Origin of the sequence: Sulfitobacter sp. HNIBRBA3233 (assembly GCF_040149665.1) — a bacterium.
GTDB classification, from domain to species: domain Bacteria; phylum Pseudomonadota; class Alphaproteobacteria; order Rhodobacterales; family Rhodobacteraceae; genus Sulfitobacter; species Sulfitobacter marinivivus.
Map to the genome: position 1 here is coordinate 326,561 of NZ_JBEFLP010000002.1, position 17,307 is coordinate 343,867.

At 65.9% G+C, this 17,307-nt stretch carries 16 protein-coding genes; 7 read left to right on the forward strand and 9 right to left on the reverse strand.

From position 1 onward, the window contains the following. Positions 1–92: 92 nt before the first annotated feature. Positions 93–695, reverse strand: coding sequence for a GcrA family cell cycle regulator (locus ABMC89_RS14805; RefSeq protein WP_349569264.1), 603 nt, complete (start codon positions 693–695; stop codon positions 93–95). 93 nt (positions 696–788) lie between these two features. Further along, entirely contained in the window at positions 789–1,697 is a 909-nt protein-coding gene (locus ABMC89_RS14810) for a DMT family transporter (RefSeq protein ID WP_349569266.1), read from the reverse strand. Positions 1,698–1,971: 274 nt separating this feature from the next. Here ABMC89_RS14810 and ABMC89_RS14815 point away from each other — a divergent pair, with 274 nt between their 5' ends. From ABMC89_RS14815 to ABMC89_RS14825, 3 genes are all read left to right on the forward strand, one after another. Further along, positions 1,972–3,147: an aspartate aminotransferase family protein gene (locus ABMC89_RS14815; RefSeq protein WP_349569268.1), complete on the forward strand. Its 1,176-nt coding sequence runs from the start codon at positions 1,972–1,974 to the stop codon at positions 3,145–3,147. A gap of 75 nt (positions 3,148–3,222) precedes the next feature. After that, complete coding sequence (gene argF, locus ABMC89_RS14820; protein WP_349569270.1) at positions 3,223–4,128, forward strand: ornithine carbamoyltransferase; 906 nt, start codon at positions 3,223–3,225, stop codon at positions 4,126–4,128. Beyond that, positions 4,118–5,125 (forward strand): 2-dehydropantoate 2-reductase, encoded by a 1,008-nt coding sequence (locus ABMC89_RS14825; RefSeq protein ID WP_349569272.1) that lies wholly within the window; start codon positions 4,118–4,120, stop codon positions 5,123–5,125. Before argF ends, ABMC89_RS14825 begins: the two co-directional genes overlap by 11 nt. On the opposite strand, the gene ABMC89_RS14830 is transcribed toward ABMC89_RS14825, so the two are convergent. Further along, on the reverse strand, positions 5,122–5,580 hold the full coding sequence (locus ABMC89_RS14830) for an NUDIX hydrolase (RefSeq protein WP_349569274.1): 459 nt from the start codon (positions 5,578–5,580) through the stop codon (positions 5,122–5,124). The two genes, ABMC89_RS14825 and ABMC89_RS14830, sit on opposite strands and share 4 nt — an antisense overlap. A 148-nt stretch (positions 5,581–5,728) precedes the next feature. Here ABMC89_RS14830 and gnd point away from each other — a divergent pair, with 148 nt between their 5' ends. Further along, a complete protein-coding gene (gnd, locus tag ABMC89_RS14835; protein WP_349569276.1) occupies positions 5,729–7,150 on the forward strand; it encodes an NADP-dependent phosphogluconate dehydrogenase in 1,422 nt (473 codons plus the stop codon). Positions 7,151–7,159: 9 nt separating this feature from the next. Here gnd and ABMC89_RS14840 read toward each other — a convergent pair whose 3' ends face one another. From ABMC89_RS14840 to hrpB, 5 genes are all read right to left on the reverse strand, one after another. Beyond that, complete coding sequence (locus ABMC89_RS14840; protein WP_349569278.1) at positions 7,160–8,326, reverse strand: surface lipoprotein assembly modifier; 1,167 nt, start codon at positions 8,324–8,326, stop codon at positions 7,160–7,162. A 55-nt stretch (positions 8,327–8,381) separates the two neighbouring features. After that, complete coding sequence (locus tag ABMC89_RS14845) at positions 8,382–9,041, reverse strand: hypothetical protein (protein ID WP_349569280.1); 660 nt, start codon at positions 9,039–9,041, stop codon at positions 8,382–8,384. Positions 9,042–9,171: 130 nt separating this feature from the next. After that, complete coding sequence (locus ABMC89_RS14850) at positions 9,172–9,816, reverse strand: LuxR C-terminal-related transcriptional regulator (protein WP_349569282.1); 645 nt, start codon at positions 9,814–9,816, stop codon at positions 9,172–9,174. Next, complete coding sequence (locus ABMC89_RS14855) at positions 9,813–11,954, reverse strand: sensor histidine kinase (protein ID WP_349569284.1); 2,142 nt, start codon at positions 11,952–11,954, stop codon at positions 9,813–9,815. The genes ABMC89_RS14850 and ABMC89_RS14855 overlap by 4 nt, the downstream gene beginning before the upstream one ends. 165 nt (positions 11,955–12,119) lie before the next feature. Continuing rightward, complete coding sequence (gene hrpB / locus ABMC89_RS14860) at positions 12,120–14,543, reverse strand: ATP-dependent helicase HrpB (protein WP_349569286.1); 2,424 nt, start codon at positions 14,541–14,543, stop codon at positions 12,120–12,122. Positions 14,544–14,637: 94 nt separating this feature from the next. Between hrpB and meaB the strand changes: the two genes are divergently transcribed. The 3 genes from meaB (at position 14,638) to ABMC89_RS14875 (ending at position 16,605) form a co-directional block, all read left to right on the forward strand. Continuing rightward, a complete protein-coding gene (gene meaB / locus ABMC89_RS14865) occupies positions 14,638–15,627 on the forward strand; it encodes a methylmalonyl Co-A mutase-associated GTPase MeaB (RefSeq protein ID WP_349569289.1) in 990 nt (329 codons plus the stop codon). A 117-nt stretch (positions 15,628–15,744) separates the two neighbouring features. Further along, positions 15,745–16,044 (forward strand): 50S ribosomal protein L28, encoded by a 300-nt coding sequence (rpmB, locus tag ABMC89_RS14870; RefSeq protein WP_349569291.1) that lies wholly within the window; start codon positions 15,745–15,747, stop codon positions 16,042–16,044. An 84-nt stretch (positions 16,045–16,128) separates the two neighbouring features. Next, positions 16,129–16,605: a copper chaperone PCu(A)C gene (locus ABMC89_RS14875; RefSeq protein ID WP_349569293.1), complete on the forward strand. Its 477-nt coding sequence runs from the start codon at positions 16,129–16,131 to the stop codon at positions 16,603–16,605. On the opposite strand, the gene ABMC89_RS14880 is transcribed toward ABMC89_RS14875, so the two are convergent. Then, positions 16,602–17,297, reverse strand: coding sequence for an NAD-dependent deacylase (locus tag ABMC89_RS14880; RefSeq protein ID WP_349569295.1), 696 nt, complete (start codon positions 17,295–17,297; stop codon positions 16,602–16,604). The two genes, ABMC89_RS14875 and ABMC89_RS14880, sit on opposite strands and share 4 nt — an antisense overlap. Positions 17,298–17,307 lie beyond the last annotated feature (10 nt).

Consider the following 17,307-nt stretch of genomic DNA (forward strand, 5'->3'; position numbering starts at 1 on the left):
GAAAAGCGATTGCCTTTCCAAAGACCACAGGCGCCCGGCCTGCGCAATTCACCAATCCGTTGGTCGCTCCGCGACGGCGCGGGCGGGCGCAATCAGCGGCGGCGGTCGCGCCGTGCGCTCATGGGTTGGAAGGCCACGCCGACGTGGGCCTCGCAATAGGGCTTGCCCGCCTTGACCGGCAGGCCGCAGAACCAGAAGTCCTCTGTCGCCGGATCGCCGACAGGCCATTTGCAGGTCCGCTCGGTCAGTTCCATCAGCGACAGCTTCTTGGCCTTCTTCTCGATCTCGTTGACCTTGGCCAGCGCTTCGGGGCTGATTTCATTCGCCGACGGCTGCGGGGGCAGGGGCTGTCCTGCGGGAATGATCTGCTTGCGTGCGGGCAGGCCGGTCTGCACAGGGATCGCGGGCTCTGTCTTGAGCTCGGGCTTCTCCGGTGCGGCCTCGGCTTCGACCTCCTCCTTGGCCTCGGCGGCGGGTGCCGCCTTTGCCGTCGGTTCGGCCTTGGGTGGCTTGGCCTTGGTTTCGGGTTTCGCGGCGGTGGCCGATGTCGCGCGGTTGGACAGGCCCAGCCGGTGCACCTTGCCGATCACCGCATTGCGGGTGACCCCACCCAGTTCTTTGGCGATCTGGCTGGCGGACTGACCTTCGCCCCACATTTTCTTGAGTATCTCGACGCGCTCATCGGTCCAGGACATGAATGCTTCCCTAGTGTAAAAAGCGGCCCGTACCGGACCGCTTTGTCAACAACAAGCCCTTATACTAATCACTCGGCGGGCAGGTGCAAGGCGTCAGACAGCCGTCGGCGGGCGCGGTAGCTGCTTTTTGACCCGCGCTTCTCGCAGCGCCAGCCATATTGCGCCGCACAGGATGATGCCCGCACCGAGCACCGAAACACCGTCCGGACGCACGGAAAATATCGCCGCATCGTAGAGCGCGGCAAAGACCAGCGTGCTGTAGGAAAAGGGCGCGACGAAACTTGCATCCGCCCGCGCCATGGCGTTGACGAAACAGGTCTGCGCCATCGCCATGCACGCCCCGAGCGCCGCCAGCGTTGCCCATTGCGCAGGGGTGGGCGCCTGCCAGAAGGGCAAAACGGCGGTTGTCGCGATGGCGAGCCCGATCAGGTTGTTGACCAGAAGGATCTGGAACGGCTTTTCCCGCCCCGCAAGCTTTTTGATGAAGATTAGCTCAAGCCCCATCACCACGGCGGCCCCGAGCGCCAGCAAGGCCGCAGGCTCGAAGCTTTGCGATGTGGGGCGCAAGAGCACTGCCGCGCCGACCAGCGCGCAGGCGGCGGCCGACCAGCGCACCGGGCCCACCCGCTCGCCCAGAAGCGGGATTGCCAGCATCATCGAAAAGACCGGGTTGAGAAACGAGATCGCCGTCGCGTCGGCAAGCGGGATGAAGGCGACAGAGGCGAACATCAGCGTGACGCCGGCCCACCCGAAGGAGGTGCGGGCGATATGCAGCCGCCAGTGCGGTCGCTCCAGCACCGGCCGCACGATCGCGGCCACCGTGCCCAGGGCGATGAAAGCGAACAGAAACCGGCCGTGGCTGATCTGCACGGCTGGCAGCGGCGGGCCCAGCGCGTCGGTGCCAAGCGCCTTGGCCATCAGTGTGGTGGCGGCGATGAAAGCGGTCGCGATCACGATCAGCAGTGCGGCCAGCGCATTGTTCTTGGGGACAGGGACAAACATGGGCGCAGCCTATTGCCGGATTGCATCACCGGGGCAAGTGCAGATGTTTTGGTCTTGCCTGCGACACGCGGCGCTGTCACAACGACATCCATGATCACGCTGACGCATATTCCCTCGCGACGACGCCGTCGCTGACCCGCCGTCCGGCCCGCGCCCGTCGCGGGTGTGATCCCATTGGTGCACCGCACCGCTCCCTAATCCAGCTTGACCCCGCAGCCTGCCCGTGGCTTCCTGCCATTTTTCGCCGCCTGCTTTCCCGCAAAGGACGATCCAGATGATCTCTTCTGTTCTGCCCACCTATTCCCGTGCCCCCCTGAGCTTTGTCAAAGGCGAAGGCAGCTGGCTGGTCGAGGCTGACGGACGACGTTTTCTCGACCTCGGGGCAGGCATCGCGGTGAACGCGCTGGGCCACGCACATCCGGCCCTGACCCGCGCGCTGACGGATCAGGCGAACACGCTGTGGCATACATCGAACCTCTACCAGATACCGCAACAGCAGGCGCTGGCGGACAAGCTGGTGGATGCGACCTTCGCGGATACGGTCTTCTTCACGAACTCCGGCACCGAAAGCTGCGAGCTGGCGGTCAAGATGGCGCGCAAGTATTTCTACGACAAGGGCCAGCCAGAGCGGGTCGAGATCATCACCTTCTCGGGGTCGTTCCACGGCCGCTCCAGCGCCGGGATCGCGGCCGCCGGGTCGGAGAAGATGACCAAGGGCTTCGGCCCGTTGCTCCCGGGCTTCGTCCACCTCGAATTCGGCGACCACGACGCGCTGACGGCGGCAATCACCGACAGGACCTGCGCGGTCCTTGTAGAGCCTGTGCAGGGAGAGGGCGGCATCCGCCCGCTGCCCGATGCCTGCCTGAAAGGGCTGCGCGATCTGTGCGACGAACATGGCATACTGATGATCCTCGACGAAGTGCAATGCGGCGTCGGACGCACCGGCAAGCTCTTCGCCCATGAATGGGCGGGCATCACGCCGGACATCATGATGGTGGCCAAGGGCATCGGCGGCGGGTTCCCCCTCGGCGCGGTGCTGGCCACCGAAAACGCGGCATCGGGCATGACCGCAGGCACCCACGGCTCCACCTATGGCGGCAATCCCCTCGGCTGTGCGGTGGGCTGCGCGGTCATGGACATCGTCAGTGATCCCGATTTCCTGGCCGAGGTGAACCGCAAGGCGGGCCTTTTGCGCCAGAAGCTCGAAGGGCTGATTGCGTCGCACCCCGACGTCTTCGAAGGGGTGCGCGGCGCGGGCCTCATGCTGGGCCTGAAATGCAAGCGCGCGCCCGCCGACGTGGTCACCGCAGGCTACGCTCACGAAGTGATCGTGGTGCCCGCAGCCGACAACGTCGTGCGTCTGCTGCCGCCCCTGACCATCACCGATGCGGAAATCGCCGAGGCCGTCAGCCGCCTCGACCGCGCCGCCGCTTCTCTGGGCGCTGCCTGAGCCTCCATTTTGCCAATAAACTCATCATGGGGCGCTTGCGCCCCATGTCCACCATTTGCCACGCAGGGCCGGACCATGAACCATTTTCTAGACATCCATAAAACCGATCGGCCCGACCTGCGGCGGATCATCGACGGGGCGCTGGCCGCCAAGAAATCCCGCGCCGGCCGCCCGAAGGGCGCCCCCGATGACGACCAGCCGCTCAAGGACCATATGGTCGCGCTGATCTTCGAGAAGCCCTCGACCCGGACACGGGTCTCCTTCGACGTCGGCGTGCGCCAGATGGGCGGGCAGACGATGGTGCTGTCGGGCGCGGATATGCAGCTCGGCCACGGTGAAACCATCGCCGACACCGCCCGCGTCCTCAGCCGCTACGTAGATCTGATCATGATCCGGACCTTTGAGGAACAGACGCTTCTCGACATGGCGGAATACGCCAGCGTGCCGGTGATTAACGGGCTGACCAACCGCAGCCATCCCTGCCAGATCATGGCGGACATCATGACGTTCGAGGAACACAGCGGCCCGATCAAGGGCAAGCGCGTGGTCTGGTCCGGTGACGGCAACAATGTCTTTGCCAGCTTCGCCCACGCGGCAAGGCAGTTCGATTTCGATCTGGTGTTCACCGGCCCCGAACCGCTGGATCCCGAACCTGCGCTGAACGGTCTTTATACCACCATCCGCAACCCGCATGAGGCCGTGGAAGGTGCCGATCTGGTGGTCACCGACACATGGGTATCGATGCACGATCCGCAATCGGCGCGCGAACGGCGGCACAACCAGCTGCGCGGCTATCAGGTGAACGAAGCGCTGATGGGCCGGGCCAAACCGGATGCCCTGTTCATGCACTGCCTGCCCGCGCACCGCGAGGATGAAGCGACCAGCGCCGTGATGGACGGCCCCAATTCCGTGATCTTCGACGAGGCGGAAAACCGTCTGCACGCACAGAAGGCGATCATGCGCTACTGCCTTGGGCGCTGAACGGAAGCGACCTGCCATTGCCATCGTCGGGGCAGGGGCCATCGGCGGCTTCGTGGGCGGAATGCTGGCCGAAGGCGGCAGGACCGTCCGGTTTCTGGCACGCTGCCCGACGCTCGACAGCCTGCGCGACAGGGGTTTGCACCTGACGGACTATGGCGGTCTCGACCTGCGGCTGACGCCCGACCGGTTGACGGCCTGCGCGACCCCGGCGGAGGCCTTTCGCGGGGCGGATGTGATCCTCGTGTGCGTGAAAACCGCGGCGACCGCAGCAGTGGCTGCCGAAATCGCCGCCCATGCACCGCCACAGGCCACGGTCGTCAGCCTGCAAAACGGTCTGGCGGGCCTGCGCCAGCTGCGCGACGGCCTGCCCGATCGCGAAGTGCTGGCGGGCATGGTGCCCTTCAACGTCGTCGGGGATGCCGCAGGCCACCGGCACCGTGCGACGAGCGGCACCATCCAGATCGGCCCGGACGGGCGCGAAATTGCCCGGCACCTGACCGTCGCGGGCATGCCGGTCGAATGCACTCCCGAAATCGAGGCGGTGCAATACGGCAAGCTGCTGATCAATCTCAACAATGCGCTGAACGCGCTTTCCGGCCTGACCCTGCACCGGCAATTGCTGGACCGGGAATGGCGCCGCCTGATGGCCGATCAGATGCGCGAGGCGCTGCGCGTGCTGCGCGCGCATGGCATCAGGGCCCGCGCGACAACGCCGCTGCCGCCGGGTGCCGTGCCTTTCGTGCTGCGGCTGCCCACGCCGCTGTTCCGCCTGATCGCGGCACAGATGCTGACAATCGATCCCAGCGCCCGCAGTTCCATGGCGCAGGACATTGCAGCGGGAAAGAAAACCGAAATCGACGCCCTACAGGGAGAGATCATCGCGCTTGGCGCGGAAAAGTCGGTGCCGACGCCGCTGGCCTGTGCCATCCGCGACGCGGTTCTGCGGGCCGAGCGCGAGGGATGCCCGCACAGCGCGCCGCAGGACCTGCGGCCCTAGAGATTGCGCAGGATGTCGCGGAGTTCGGGCTCATCGACCATGGTTGCGGCCTGCGCGGAGGCGACCCAGCGGCGGGTCCGTTCATCCACCTCCGGGTAGGTATCGCGCAGTTTCGTGACCCGCGCGAGGTAGACGGTGACCGTTACCGGCACGCTCTCGCCGTCCGAAACGCCCTTGTCGTAGTCGTAAAGACCCAGCGGTTTCGGCGAGATCTCGGCCTCGGCCACGCCGGCCTCTTCCCATGCTTCCTGCAAGGCGGCACCGGGACCGTCCAGGCCGTCGATTGGCCAGCCCTTCGGAACGATCCAGCGGCCCGTATCGCGGCTTGTGATCAGCAGCACGTCCTTGCCTTCCGGCGTCGCGCGATAGCACAGCGCAGCCACCTGAGGCTCGCGTCCGGGCCGTGTCACGGGGTGGCTTTCGCCGGTCTCGGGATCGAGAAAAGGATGCTTCATCAATACTGCTCACGACTGAAAATTTTGTTATGATTGCCAAGAGTATAATATTATTATTGACAAAGTACAAATGGGTCCGCGCCGTGGCTTGCGCATCCGCGCGGAAACCAGCACCTTTCGACTGATTTTCAATCATTCGGAGTGCGGCATGAGCATCTCAAAGGCGGATATCGGTGTCTACGGCCTCGGAACGATGGGCAGCGCACTTGCCCTCAATCTGGCCGAAAACGGGTTCAGAGTTGCCGTGTCAAACCGCGAGGAAGACTGGATCGCGCCGTTTGTCCAGGAGGCCGGGGATCTGTCGGCGCGGCTGGTCGCCTGCGGGTCGCTCGAAGAACTGGTCGCGGCAGTCACGCCGCCGCGCAATATCCTTTTCATGATCCCTTCGGGCGCACCGATGGACGCGATGCTCGATGCCGTCCTTCCGATGCTCGATCCCGGCGATACGGTCATCGACGGCGGCAACGCCGATTTCAACGACACCCGCCGCCGTAGCGACACGGTTGCAGCGGCGGGCATGCATTTCGTCGGCATGGGCGTTTCGGGCGGTGAAACCGGCGCGCGGCACGGCCCGTCGATGATGGTCGGCGGCTCTGAGGCAAGCTGGCACAGCCTGCGCCCGATCCTCGAAAGCATCGCCGCGCGTTTCGACGGCGACCCCTGCGTGGCCCATGTGGGGCCTGACGGCGCGGGGCATTTCGTCAAGACGGTTCACAACGGGATCGAATACGCGGACATGCAGATGATCGCCGAGATCTACGGCCTTTTGCGCGACGCGGCCGGTTGGGATGCCGGTCGTATCGGGGGCCTCTTTCAGGGCTGGAACGACACCGAACTCGGCTCGTTCCTGATCGAGGTTTCCGCAGCGGCGCTGCAAACCCGCGATCCGCAGACCGGCGGGCCGCTTGTCGATGCGATCGTGGACCGCGCGGGCCAGAAAGGAACCGGCCGCTGGACCGTGATTGAGGCACTGAAGATGGGCCAGTCGGCCAGCGCGATCGAAGCGGCGGTGGGCGCGCGCAGCTGGTCGTCGGACAGCGATCTGCGTGATACCGCCTCCGGCATCCTGTCCGATGGCGCACTGAACGGGGAGGTGCCGGACGAAGAGGCGCTGGCGGATGCGCTGCTGGCGGGGCGCATTCTGGCGCACGCGCAGGGCTTCGATATCCTGCGCGCGGGTTCCGCGACATTCGACTGGGGGCTCGATCCCGCCCGCATTGCCGAAATCTGGCGTGCGGGCTGTATCATCCGATCCGCGCTGCTGGAGCGTTTCGCCAGCGCCAGCCGCACCGACCCGCCGCACGGCGCGTTGATCCTTGCCCCTGATCTGGCCGACACGCTTGCGCGCTGCCTTCCTGGGTTGCGCCGCGTGGTCCGCTCCGGCGTTGCGCTGGGCATTCCGCTGCCTGCACTGTCCGCGGCGCTGGCGTGGTACGACAGCCTGCGGACCGCGCGCGGGACGACCAACCTGATCCAGGCGCAGCGCGATTTCTTCGGGGCCCACGGGTTCGGGCGGCGCGGGCAGGAGGGGCAGTTCACCTTCGACTGGCCGCCGCTCGGGCAGGGCTGACGCGATGGTCTAGAATACGCTTGTCAGGCCGAGGCTGAGCGAGGTGTTCGAAAAGCTGTTGATCCGGCGATTGGAGCGGTGGCGTTCCCATCCGATACCCACAACCGGCGTGAACGGACCGAAGCGGATGTTGGAGTGATAGACGCTTGCGTTGATGCCCAGCGACCGGTCGCTGCGGGCGACACCGCTGAGCGCGCCGATCCCGTCCCTCCTGTCACGTCCGAAGCTTACGTCGGCAGTGGTCACAAGGCCGCCGTCGAAGGCAAAGGTGGTTCCGGCGCTCAACCCGTGGCGCCATCCCGATTGCAGCGCACTGGTGGCATCGGTGCGCATGGCGTAGCCGCTGAAGCGCAGCACTGTCCGCGCGCCCACGGCGTAGTTGACGGAGGCCTCGACGACCGTGCGGTCCCCGTCGGCACCGGGAAACGCAGGATAGATTTCATCGAAATGCTGGATCCCGAACCGGCCATAAGCGCGTGATCCCAGCGGTGTCAGATAGGCCGCGAAGACGCCGATGCGGTCGGCATAATGGTCGTGGCCGCGAAACTGGCGCCCGATCAGCGCGCCACCTTCGATATGGGTGCCCGCCGCCAGTGTGTAGCGCAGACCGGCGCGGGCATTCAGGTGCAGCTCGCGCAGGCGCTTTTCCTTGTAGTGGCGCACCAGCGTGTCGAAGGACAGGGTGGCCCGCAGGTTCTGCCCCAGATGCGGCAGGGCGGTAATACCGGCAGAGATGTCCAGACCGGTTGCCGATTGCGCCCGGTCCTGCGGCCCCAGATCGAAGGTCAGCCCGCCCGCGGTGATCTGTGTGGCGCTCGTGCGCTTTCCCGCGTTCGTGGCCGGCACCGCCGCGATCGAGAACCGCCAATGCAGCAGCTTGCGGGCCGCGATCTTGTCCAGAAAGCTTTTGACGATGGCCTGTCGCTGCGGGCTGAGCCCTGCGCCGAGGGCCTGGCGGAAGTGGTATTCGGCCCGCGCGTCCTTCTCCAGCTGGAACAGCGCATAGGCCAGTTCAAGCCGGTAGGTCGGTTCCGAGGGATAGGCGCGGACGAGGGATTCCAGATGCGGCAGGGCGGCGGCGGGTGCGCCCTTTTGCATATGCGCGGACGCATGGACCCAGTCCTGGGGCAGCGCCGCCTGCGCGACCGCCCCTGTCGCGGTCAGGGTGAGAAGCATCAGGCCCCACAAAAGCAGGGCCCGAAGGAAACCTATGGTCGCCGCTGGCACGGTGCTACTTCTTTTCGAGGTAGAACTGGCCGCCGCCGAAATTCTGCAGGCCGAGCTTGCCGTTGAGCGATGTGCCCGCCGCGACCGCCGCACCCGTCACCGCGCGCGCGTCGTTGCCCAGAACCGAGCCGCCCAGCAGCAGCGTCACATCCGCGGTATCCGATGTGGCCTCGTTGCTGAGCGTTCCCTCCACGTTGAGAGACACAGCCGTTGTCGTGATATCCCCGACACCGGGAACCGTTGTCGTGGCTGCGCCGATGGTGCCGCCGACCGCGTTGTCGGTATCCAGCGTGCCGGTCAGCGCGAAGGCGGTGCCGTCTACCTCACCGCGCAGGTTGCCCACTTCGGCGGTTGCGGTTTCGCTGTCGAAATCAAGCCGCGCTGTCACATCGCCCAGCACAAAGCCGTTGTCGGAACCGGTGTCGTCCTGGGTTTTCAGCAGGGTTTCGCCCGCGTAGTCGAAGGCCCCTGTGAGTTTGACCGACGAGGGCGGTGTCGTCTGGATATCCGCAATTTTCGCGTCGAAGGCGGACATGGACGGGGCGCCACCGCCCCCTGTGCCACTTCCGCCGCCGCTGCTGCCGCCGGAACTGCCAAGGCAGGCTGAAAGCGAGAGGCTGGCGGCAGCAATCATTGCGCCGCGACACACCGTATAAAAAGTCATGTTTTCTTCCTCTGATGAGAGAGTGCTTGAAATGATCGCACGAGTTGAAATGCCCCCCGATCCCTTCATCGAGGCGCTGCGCAAATGTCTCTTCAAACTGGGACAAAGGCTCTCCCCCGAAAGGGGGAACTCAGTCGTCGCTCAGCAGTCCCAGACGGCTGGCCTGCAAGGTTGCCTCGGCACGGTTGCTGATCTCGAGCTTGCGGTAAATGGACTTGATATGGGTGATGACCGTGCTTTCGGCGATGCCGCAATCCTGTGCAACCTCGCTGACGCGCAAGCCGCGCGCGATCATGCGCAGCACTTCGGTTTCGCGTTTGGTCAGCTTGGCTTCGGGTTCGAAATGCGGACCGGTCAGTTTGAAATGGTGCATGACGCGTCGCGCGATCTGCGGGCTGAGCGCGGGCACTCCGGCCACGGTCATGCGCAACTGGCTGGCGATCATTTCGGCGGGATCGCTTTTCAGCAGATACCCCTGCGCGCCCGCGGCAAGCGCTGAAACGATCGCGCTGTCCGCGGCCATGACGGTTGTCACCACACAGCAGCACGCCGGTTGCGTCTGCGAAAGCTGGCGCAACAGGTCCGTGCCGTCGCCGTCAGGCAGGCTGAGATCGACGAGCGCCAGATCGAATGTCTCGTGCGCGCAGGCGTCGAGACCGGCCTTGAGCGTCGGGGCTGGCGACACTTTTGCGTCCGGAAACAGCCCTTCGATGATGCCGATCAGCCAGTCGCGCGACTGGCGGACATCTTCGAGAATGAGGACCGACCGTATCATTCTGCCGCGCTCCTCTTGCGGGCCGCGTCGGGATCGATGGGAAGCGAGACTGTGATGCGCGTGCCGGTCGCGCCGTCGATACGCCCGCCGACCTGTCCCTTGCCCGCAAGGGCTGTTGCGCGTTCGATGATGTTGGGGATGCCATTGCCACCCTTCAGCGGGACGACACCGGCAGGGTGGGCGGCGTCGGTCCCGATGCCGTTGTCCTGAACCATCAGGCTGATCTCGACAGGGTTCCACGACAGATCGACTTCGACTTCGGTGGCACGGGCGTGGCGCAGCACGTTCGAGATCGCTTCGCGCAGGATGGACCGCAACCCGTTCACCACCTCGAACGGGATCATCATCTCGTCGGCGGTGTCATCGGCGGGATCGCGGACGGCATCGCGCCAGATCAGGCGCAGGTCGCGCGTGGCCAGACGGTCGGAGGTCTCCAGCCGCAAGTCGGCGATGACGGATCCCAGCGGATATTCGGCCAGAAAGCCGTCGTTCACGATTGTCCGCAGATCGCTCAGGCTTTCGCGCAGCAGATCGTCCTTGCGCCCGATTTCGGACGAATGAAGCGCGCTGAGAAGCTGCGCGCCGATGTTGTCGTGAATGTCGCGGCTGATCCGGTCCCGCTCCAGAATGGTGCCGCGCTCGTAGGCATGGCGGGTTTCCCACGCCAGTTGATAGGTTTGCAGGATGTTGCGGATGATCTCGAGATCCTTTTGGTTGAACAGCCGCCGCCCCCGCAGCGCATACCGCAGCCGGCGCGGCGCCAGCGTGTCTATCCCCGGAACCAGCAGGGTCAGCCCGTCTTCCTGAAGCCGGGGCTCATCGACCGGTTCGTCGATGATCTGTGGCGGTGCCAGCGGTTTGAAGACATCGCGCAGCAGCGTGTCCCAGCGCGCGTTCTGGGCTGTGAAAGACGGCGCAAGGGCGGCGCCGGCAATGTCGGGCATCCGGCCCGTCAGCGTCGCCTCGCGCCGGTGCAGCAGCTGGTTCATCAGCAGCTGACGCAGCGGGAAATAGAGAAAACCCGCGATCAGCAGCGACGCGCCCAGTGACACCCACGGCTGCCCCCGCAGCAGGTTGATCAGCAGCAGATCCAGCACGAAGATCATCGCCATCCCGCTGACCCACAGCCAGATGTAGTAGGACCAGCGATCAAGGTTGAAGACCCGGTAGCGCAGAACCCCGAGCGCGAGGCCCACATGCATGATGTTGAAAAATCCGAAGGCCAGCCCCTGCGACACCAGCCCCTGTTCGGTCAGCCCCAGCGTGTTGGGGGCGGCGGAAAGGGTCACGAACAACAGACATCCCGTCAAGGATACAAGGATGAACCATCGCAGCCCCGCGCGGTTGACGGGTTCGCGGCGGCTTGCGTACCACTGGAACACACCGAAAAGCAAAGACACCGCCATCTCGGTCAGAATGGTCATGCCGATCATGTTGTCAGGCCCGACCTGAAGTATCGTCAGCAGGATCGAGGTGCCGAAAATCGCACCGGGGATCAGTAGCCAGCGGGGCCGGAACAGCTGTTTCGGGTATTGGGTGAAAAGCCCCACAAGGAAGATGCCGAAACCCATCGCGCCGAAGGCATTGATGCTCGACAGGGTGTAGAACAGGGTCTCCGGCAAAGCGATCTGGCGCGTCGAATAGATCGACGCGGACAGCGCCGCGAAAGGCAGCAGCAGCGTTGTGCCGACGAACATCCGCACGCCCCAGTCGTGCGGCCGCAGGCCCAGCACCCAGCCCCCGATCAACATCGAAAACAGCGCGACGAAATTCTGGAACCAGAACGCGAAGGGCAGATCGCCCAGCATCCGCGCGCGCGGGGCCAGTGTCTCGGTTACCGGCTGCGCCCCGGGCAGCGCGTAGGTGACGGTGACTTGCGGCTGGCTCAGCTGCGCATGCAGCATCCCCTGACGCGCGTTGAAGGCCTTGATCTGCTCGTAGTTCCCGATCTGGTCGGGTTCTTCATAGCGGTCCACCTCGGTCAGCGTCTCGCCGTTGACAGACAGGACAATCGCGTTGGGCGGGATATCGAGATGCGGCTGTTTCAGTGCGATGACAACGGTGATCGCGGACATCAGAATGCTGACGGTCGCGAAAACCAGCAGCATGGCCGCCGGTGAGAGGTTATAGAATTTCATTTCAAAATGCGCTGTTCGCCGAAGGAATAGGACGAGTGAATACGGTCTCCGCCGGTCGGGCTATCCCCCGAAAACGGTACTAAATCTTTGCCGTAAGCCTGTTTGCGATCAAGAAAATTCTGGGGGTGGGTGCGGTATACACGGGCCCTTTGCCTGCGGGGGCGGCTACTGTCCGCGGGGTTTCGCGCGCAGGGTGGGGGCCGCCTCGCTCGGGTCTTCGGGCCACGGGTGGCGCGGATAGCGCCCGCGCATGTCGCGGCGCACATCGGCGTACGAGCTTTCCCAGAAGCCGGGCAGATCCATGGTCACCTGAACCGGTCGCTGCGCGGGAGACAAAAGCGTCACCTGTACCGGTTGTCCGGCCACGGTGGGGTGGCGGGTGACGCCGAACATCTCTTGCAGGCGCACGGCGATCTGCGGTGTGTCGCCATCATAGTCGATGGCGATGCGCCGCCCCAGCGGCGTTTCGAAATGCGCAGGGGCCGCGCGGTCGAGTGTCTGGCTCTGATCCCAGTCCAGCCGCGCGCGCAGCGCTGGCAACAGGTCGAACCGCTTCCAGTCCGCGGCGCTGCGCACGCCTGACAGATGCGGCAGCAGCCAGTCCTCCAGCGTGGCCATCAGGTGCGTTTCGGAAAAGTCGGGAAACCCTGCGGTGCCCTGCATCATTCGCGCGCGGCGCAGGAAACGCGCGGCGGCCTTGTCGGGTTTCAACCCCAGCAGGCGGACCCCGTCCAGCATGGCCAGCGCGACCCGGTCCTCGGGGGCGTCGGACCACAGACGGTCGTCCAGAACGAGCGCGCCAAAGCGCTCCTGTCGCCGCGCCTCGACGCGGTTGTCGCGGCGCGACCACGCGCAGACGTCGTGCCAGGCGATCTGCGAGGCGTATGTCGCGCGCAGGGAGGCCTCGTCCAGCGCGGCGGCCTGTCGGATGCGGGCCTCTCGCGGATCGCCGTCAAGATCCGTGGCCACCAGCAGGCGGTGCTCGGCCAGCGGATCGCCCTGCGGCGCGATGGCCCCCTTGCCGCCCGACAGGACAAAGCGTGGCGCGTCCCCCTGCCGCCGCAGACCGATCCGGTCGGGATAGGCCAGAGCGGCGAGTATGCCGGTGTCCTGCGGGCCATCCGCGCGGGTGTGCTTGCGCAGCCGCTTTGCGTCGGTCCTGATCCGCGCGATGGCGCCGTGGTTCAGCTCTCCGGGCGCGCGGTCGCCCGCAACGGCGCGCAGCCGGTGCGCAAGGTCCAGCGGGGCGCCGCGCAGCGGGTCGCGTTCGGCCAGTACCGCGGCCAGCGTCGCCGCGTTCGGGCCGCCCATGGCGACCATATGCGCGAGCCTTGGATGCAGCGGCAGCCCCGCCAGCCGCCGCCCGTGCGCGGTAATCCGGTTTTCGGTGTCCAGCGCGTCGAGCATCCGCAGCACCTGCCGCGCCTCTTCGAGGCGTCCGGCGTGCGGGGGCGTGACGAACTTCAGCTGCGCCTCGTCCGCGCCCCAGAGCGCCAGTTCGAGGGCGAAGCCCGCCAGATCGCCGCTTTCGATTTCGGCGGGGGGGTAGGCTGCGAGTGCGCCGTCCTCGCCTTTGGTCCAGAGCTTGTAGGCCGCGCCGGGCGTGATGCGGCCCGCGCGGCCCACGCGCTGGGTTGCCTCGGCGCGGGTCACGCGTTCGGTGACCAGCCGTGCCATGCCCGAGGACGGATCGAACGCCGACCGGCGCGCGCGGCCCCCGTCGACGACGATGCGAATGCCTTCGATGGTCAGCGAGGTTTCGGCGATGGATGTCGCCAGCACCACCTTGCGCCCCGTCGCAGCCGGTGTGATGGCGGCGCGCTGCGCCTTGAAATCCATCGCGCCGAACAGCGGCGCGATCTGGCAGTCGGCGGGGGCCTGTCGCTCCAGCAGGTTCTGCACGCGCCGGATCTCGCCCTCGCCGGGCAGAAAGACCAGCGCCGATCCGTCCTCCTGCGCCAGCGCGTGCAGCGCAAGATCCGCCACCGCGGTCTCGAATCGCACGTCCCGTCCCAGAGGGCGCGGCAGCCAGTGCGGTGTCACCGGAAAGGCGCGCCCTTCGGAGGTGACCACCGGCGCCGCGATCAGCTCGGCCACCGGCGCGGCATCGAGCGTGGCGGACATCACCACCAGTTTCAGATCGTCGCGCAGCGCCTCGGCAATTTCGAGACAGAGCGCCAGACCCAGATCGGCGTTCAGGGAGCGTTCGTGGAATTCGTCGAAAATCACCGCACCGACGCCCGGCAATTCGGGATTGTCCTGTATCATGCGGGTCAGGATGCCTTCGGTCACAACCTCGATGCGCGTCGATTTCGACACGGCAGAGGCCCCGCGCACGCGAAACCCCACGGTCTGTCCTGCCTCTTCTCCCAGCGTCTGGGCCATGCGCTCGGCGGCGGCGCGGGCCGCAAGGCGGCGCGGCTCCAGCATCAGGATGCGGCCCTGCACCAGCCCCGCGTCCAGCAGCGCCAGCGGGACGCGCGTGGTCTTGCCCGCACCCGGCGGCGCCTGAAGCACCGCACGGCCAGCGGCACGCAGCGCATCCAGAAGGGCGGGCAGGGCATCGTCGATGGGCAGGGTCTGGGTCATGGAGGCTTTATCGGGGCTTGCCGGGGGCGGGGCAAGGCTGGACATTCCGCGCGGGGGCGTCGAAAAACGCGATGGACAACAGCGGAGAGCGGGCATGGACATCGCCGGCATGGCAGAGCGGATCGCGGGGGGCGAACGGCGGGCACTGGCGCGGGCGATCACGCTCGTGGAAAGCGGCCGCGCGGATCATCGCGCGCAGGCGACCGAACTGCTGGCCACGCTCGATACCGGCCGACAGGCCCTGCGCATCGGCCTGTCGGGCACCCCCGGCGTCGGGAAATCCACCTTTATCGAAAGCTTCGGCAAGATGCTGACGGCGCAGGGCAAACGCGTGGCCGTGCTGGCGGTCGATCCGTCTTCGGCGCGCTCGGGCGGGTCGATCCTCGGGGACAAGACGCGGATGGATGAACTGGCACGCGATCCCAACGCCTTCATCCGGCCCAGCCCCAGCCAGACCCACCTGGGCGGGGTCGCGCGGCGCACGCGCGAGGCTGTCGCGCTGTGCGAGGCGGCGGGATATGACGTGGTGCTGATCGAAACCGTGGGTGTCGGACAGTCCGAAACCGTGGTGGCGCAGATGTCGGATCTGTTCCTGCTGCTGCTGGCCCCGGCGGGCGGGGACGAGCTGCAGGGCGTCAAGCGCGGCATCATGGAAATGGCCGACCTGATCGTGATCAACAAGGCGGACGGCGATCTGAAGGCAACGGCGGTGCGCACGCAGGCCGATTATGCCGGGGCTTTGCGGCTGCTGCGCAAGCGCGCGCAGGATCCCGACGGTTATCCCAAGGCGATGACCGTCTCGGCGCTGGAGGATCGCGGCCTGCCCGAGGTCTGGACCGCGCTGGAAGAGCTGGCCGAGTGGCGGCGCGAGACGGGCCACTGGGACGCGACCCGCGCCGCGCAGGCCCGCTACTGGTTCGAAGAAGCGGTCAAGGCGGCGCTGCTGGCCGAGCTGGAAACGCCCGATGCACAGGCGCGGCTGAAGGCCCTGTCGCAGGCCGTTGCTGCCGGAGACGCCGAGCCCACGGTCGCCGCACGCGATTTCGTGCAGCAATTACGCGGTGAAACCCCACAGGCGGGTTGACCCTCACCGCGATTCCCCCTAAAGCCTGCGAACCAATTTCAGGGTCGCCAGAGGTGCGATCCCATAAGCCGTGGTGCCACGCTGGGGTGCCGCCTGAGAAAACAAGAGGATAAGCTCATGTCGCGCCGCTGCGAATTGACCGGAAAAGGCCCGATGTCGGGCAACAATGTCTCCCACGCGAAGAACCGCACACGCCGCCGGTTCCTGCCCAACCTGAACGACACCACGCTGGCGTCCGAAGCGCTGGGCCGCAACTTCAAGCTGCGCATCTCGGCACATGCCCTGCGCAGCGTCGATCACCGCGGTGGTCTGGACAAGTTCCTCGCGAAGGCGAAAGACAGCGAACTGTCCGCCAACGCGCTGAAGATCAAGAAAGCGATCGAAAAGTCGGGTTCCGAAGCGGACGTTCTGTCCTGATATTCGACCCGCTTGCGTAATCACGAGGCCCCGGACTGATCCCTAGTCCGGGGCCTTGTGCGTTTCTCCGGGAAGGAAGGGTCCATGCAGAACAGAAATGTCGTGGTCGGGGTTGTTGCCCTTTTCGGGCTGCTGGCGGTCATGATGACCGTGGTGTCGGTCAAGATGTCTCCGATCGACCGCAGCGATGCGGCGTTCGAACTGCGCGATCCCTATATCCGGGCCACCATGCCATCCGCGCAGACGGCGGCTGCGTTCCTGACGCTGATCAACAGGACCGGACAGGACGACCGTCTGGTGGGGGCGCAGTCGGATATTGCGGCAAAAGTCGAATTCCACCGCCATGAAGAGGACGCCGCCGGCGTCATGCGCATGTCGCGGATCGAAGGCGGTATCGATATCGCAGACGGCGAGAGCCACCTCTTTGACCGTGGCGGTGATCATCTGATGTTCACCGGCCTCACCGCGCCGCTTGAGCAGGGGGCGACCGTCAACGTCACCCTGACGTTTGAAAACGCCGGTGATGTAGTCATCGAGATTCCCGTCGATCTGGACCGCTAGCCGCGTTCGAGAAGCTGGTCCACCCATTCGGGCACCGTGCGCGTCGCGGGCCCGAGGCGTACTTCGTCGAACTGCGATCCGACGAGAGAGCGTTCAAGGTTGATCTCGACTGTCTGCGCGCCCGCGCGCGCGGCCTCGGCGACGAAACCCGCGGCAGGGTAGACGTTGCCGGATGTGCCGATCGCGGCAAAGATATCGGCCCGCGAAAGCGCGTCGAAGATGCGGTCCATCTGGTAGGGCATCTCGCCGAACCAGACGATATCGGGCCGCGCGGCGGGTGCTGCGCAATCGGGGCAGCGATCCGCCGGGGCCATTTCGGCGGGGGCCGGCCAGCGGTGGCCGCAGGCGGCGCACAGGGCCGTGTCCAGCGTCCCGTGCATGTGGATCAGATTCGTGCTGCCGGCCCTTTCGTGAAGGGCATCGACATTCTGGGTGACGACCAGCACGTCACCGACGTTATGCGTCTCCAGCCGCGCTAGCGCCTCGTGGGCGGCATTGGGCGCGGCGGCGGCGGCGGCCTTGCGCCGCGCGTTGTAGAAATTCACCACCAACGCAGGGTCGCGGGCGAAACCTTCGGGGGTCGCCACGTCTTCGACATCGTGCTGCGCCCAGAGGCCGGTATCGGCGCGGAATGTCTCGATCCCGCTTTCAGCGGAGATACCTGCACCGGTCAGAATAACGATATTGGGCATATGAGGGCTC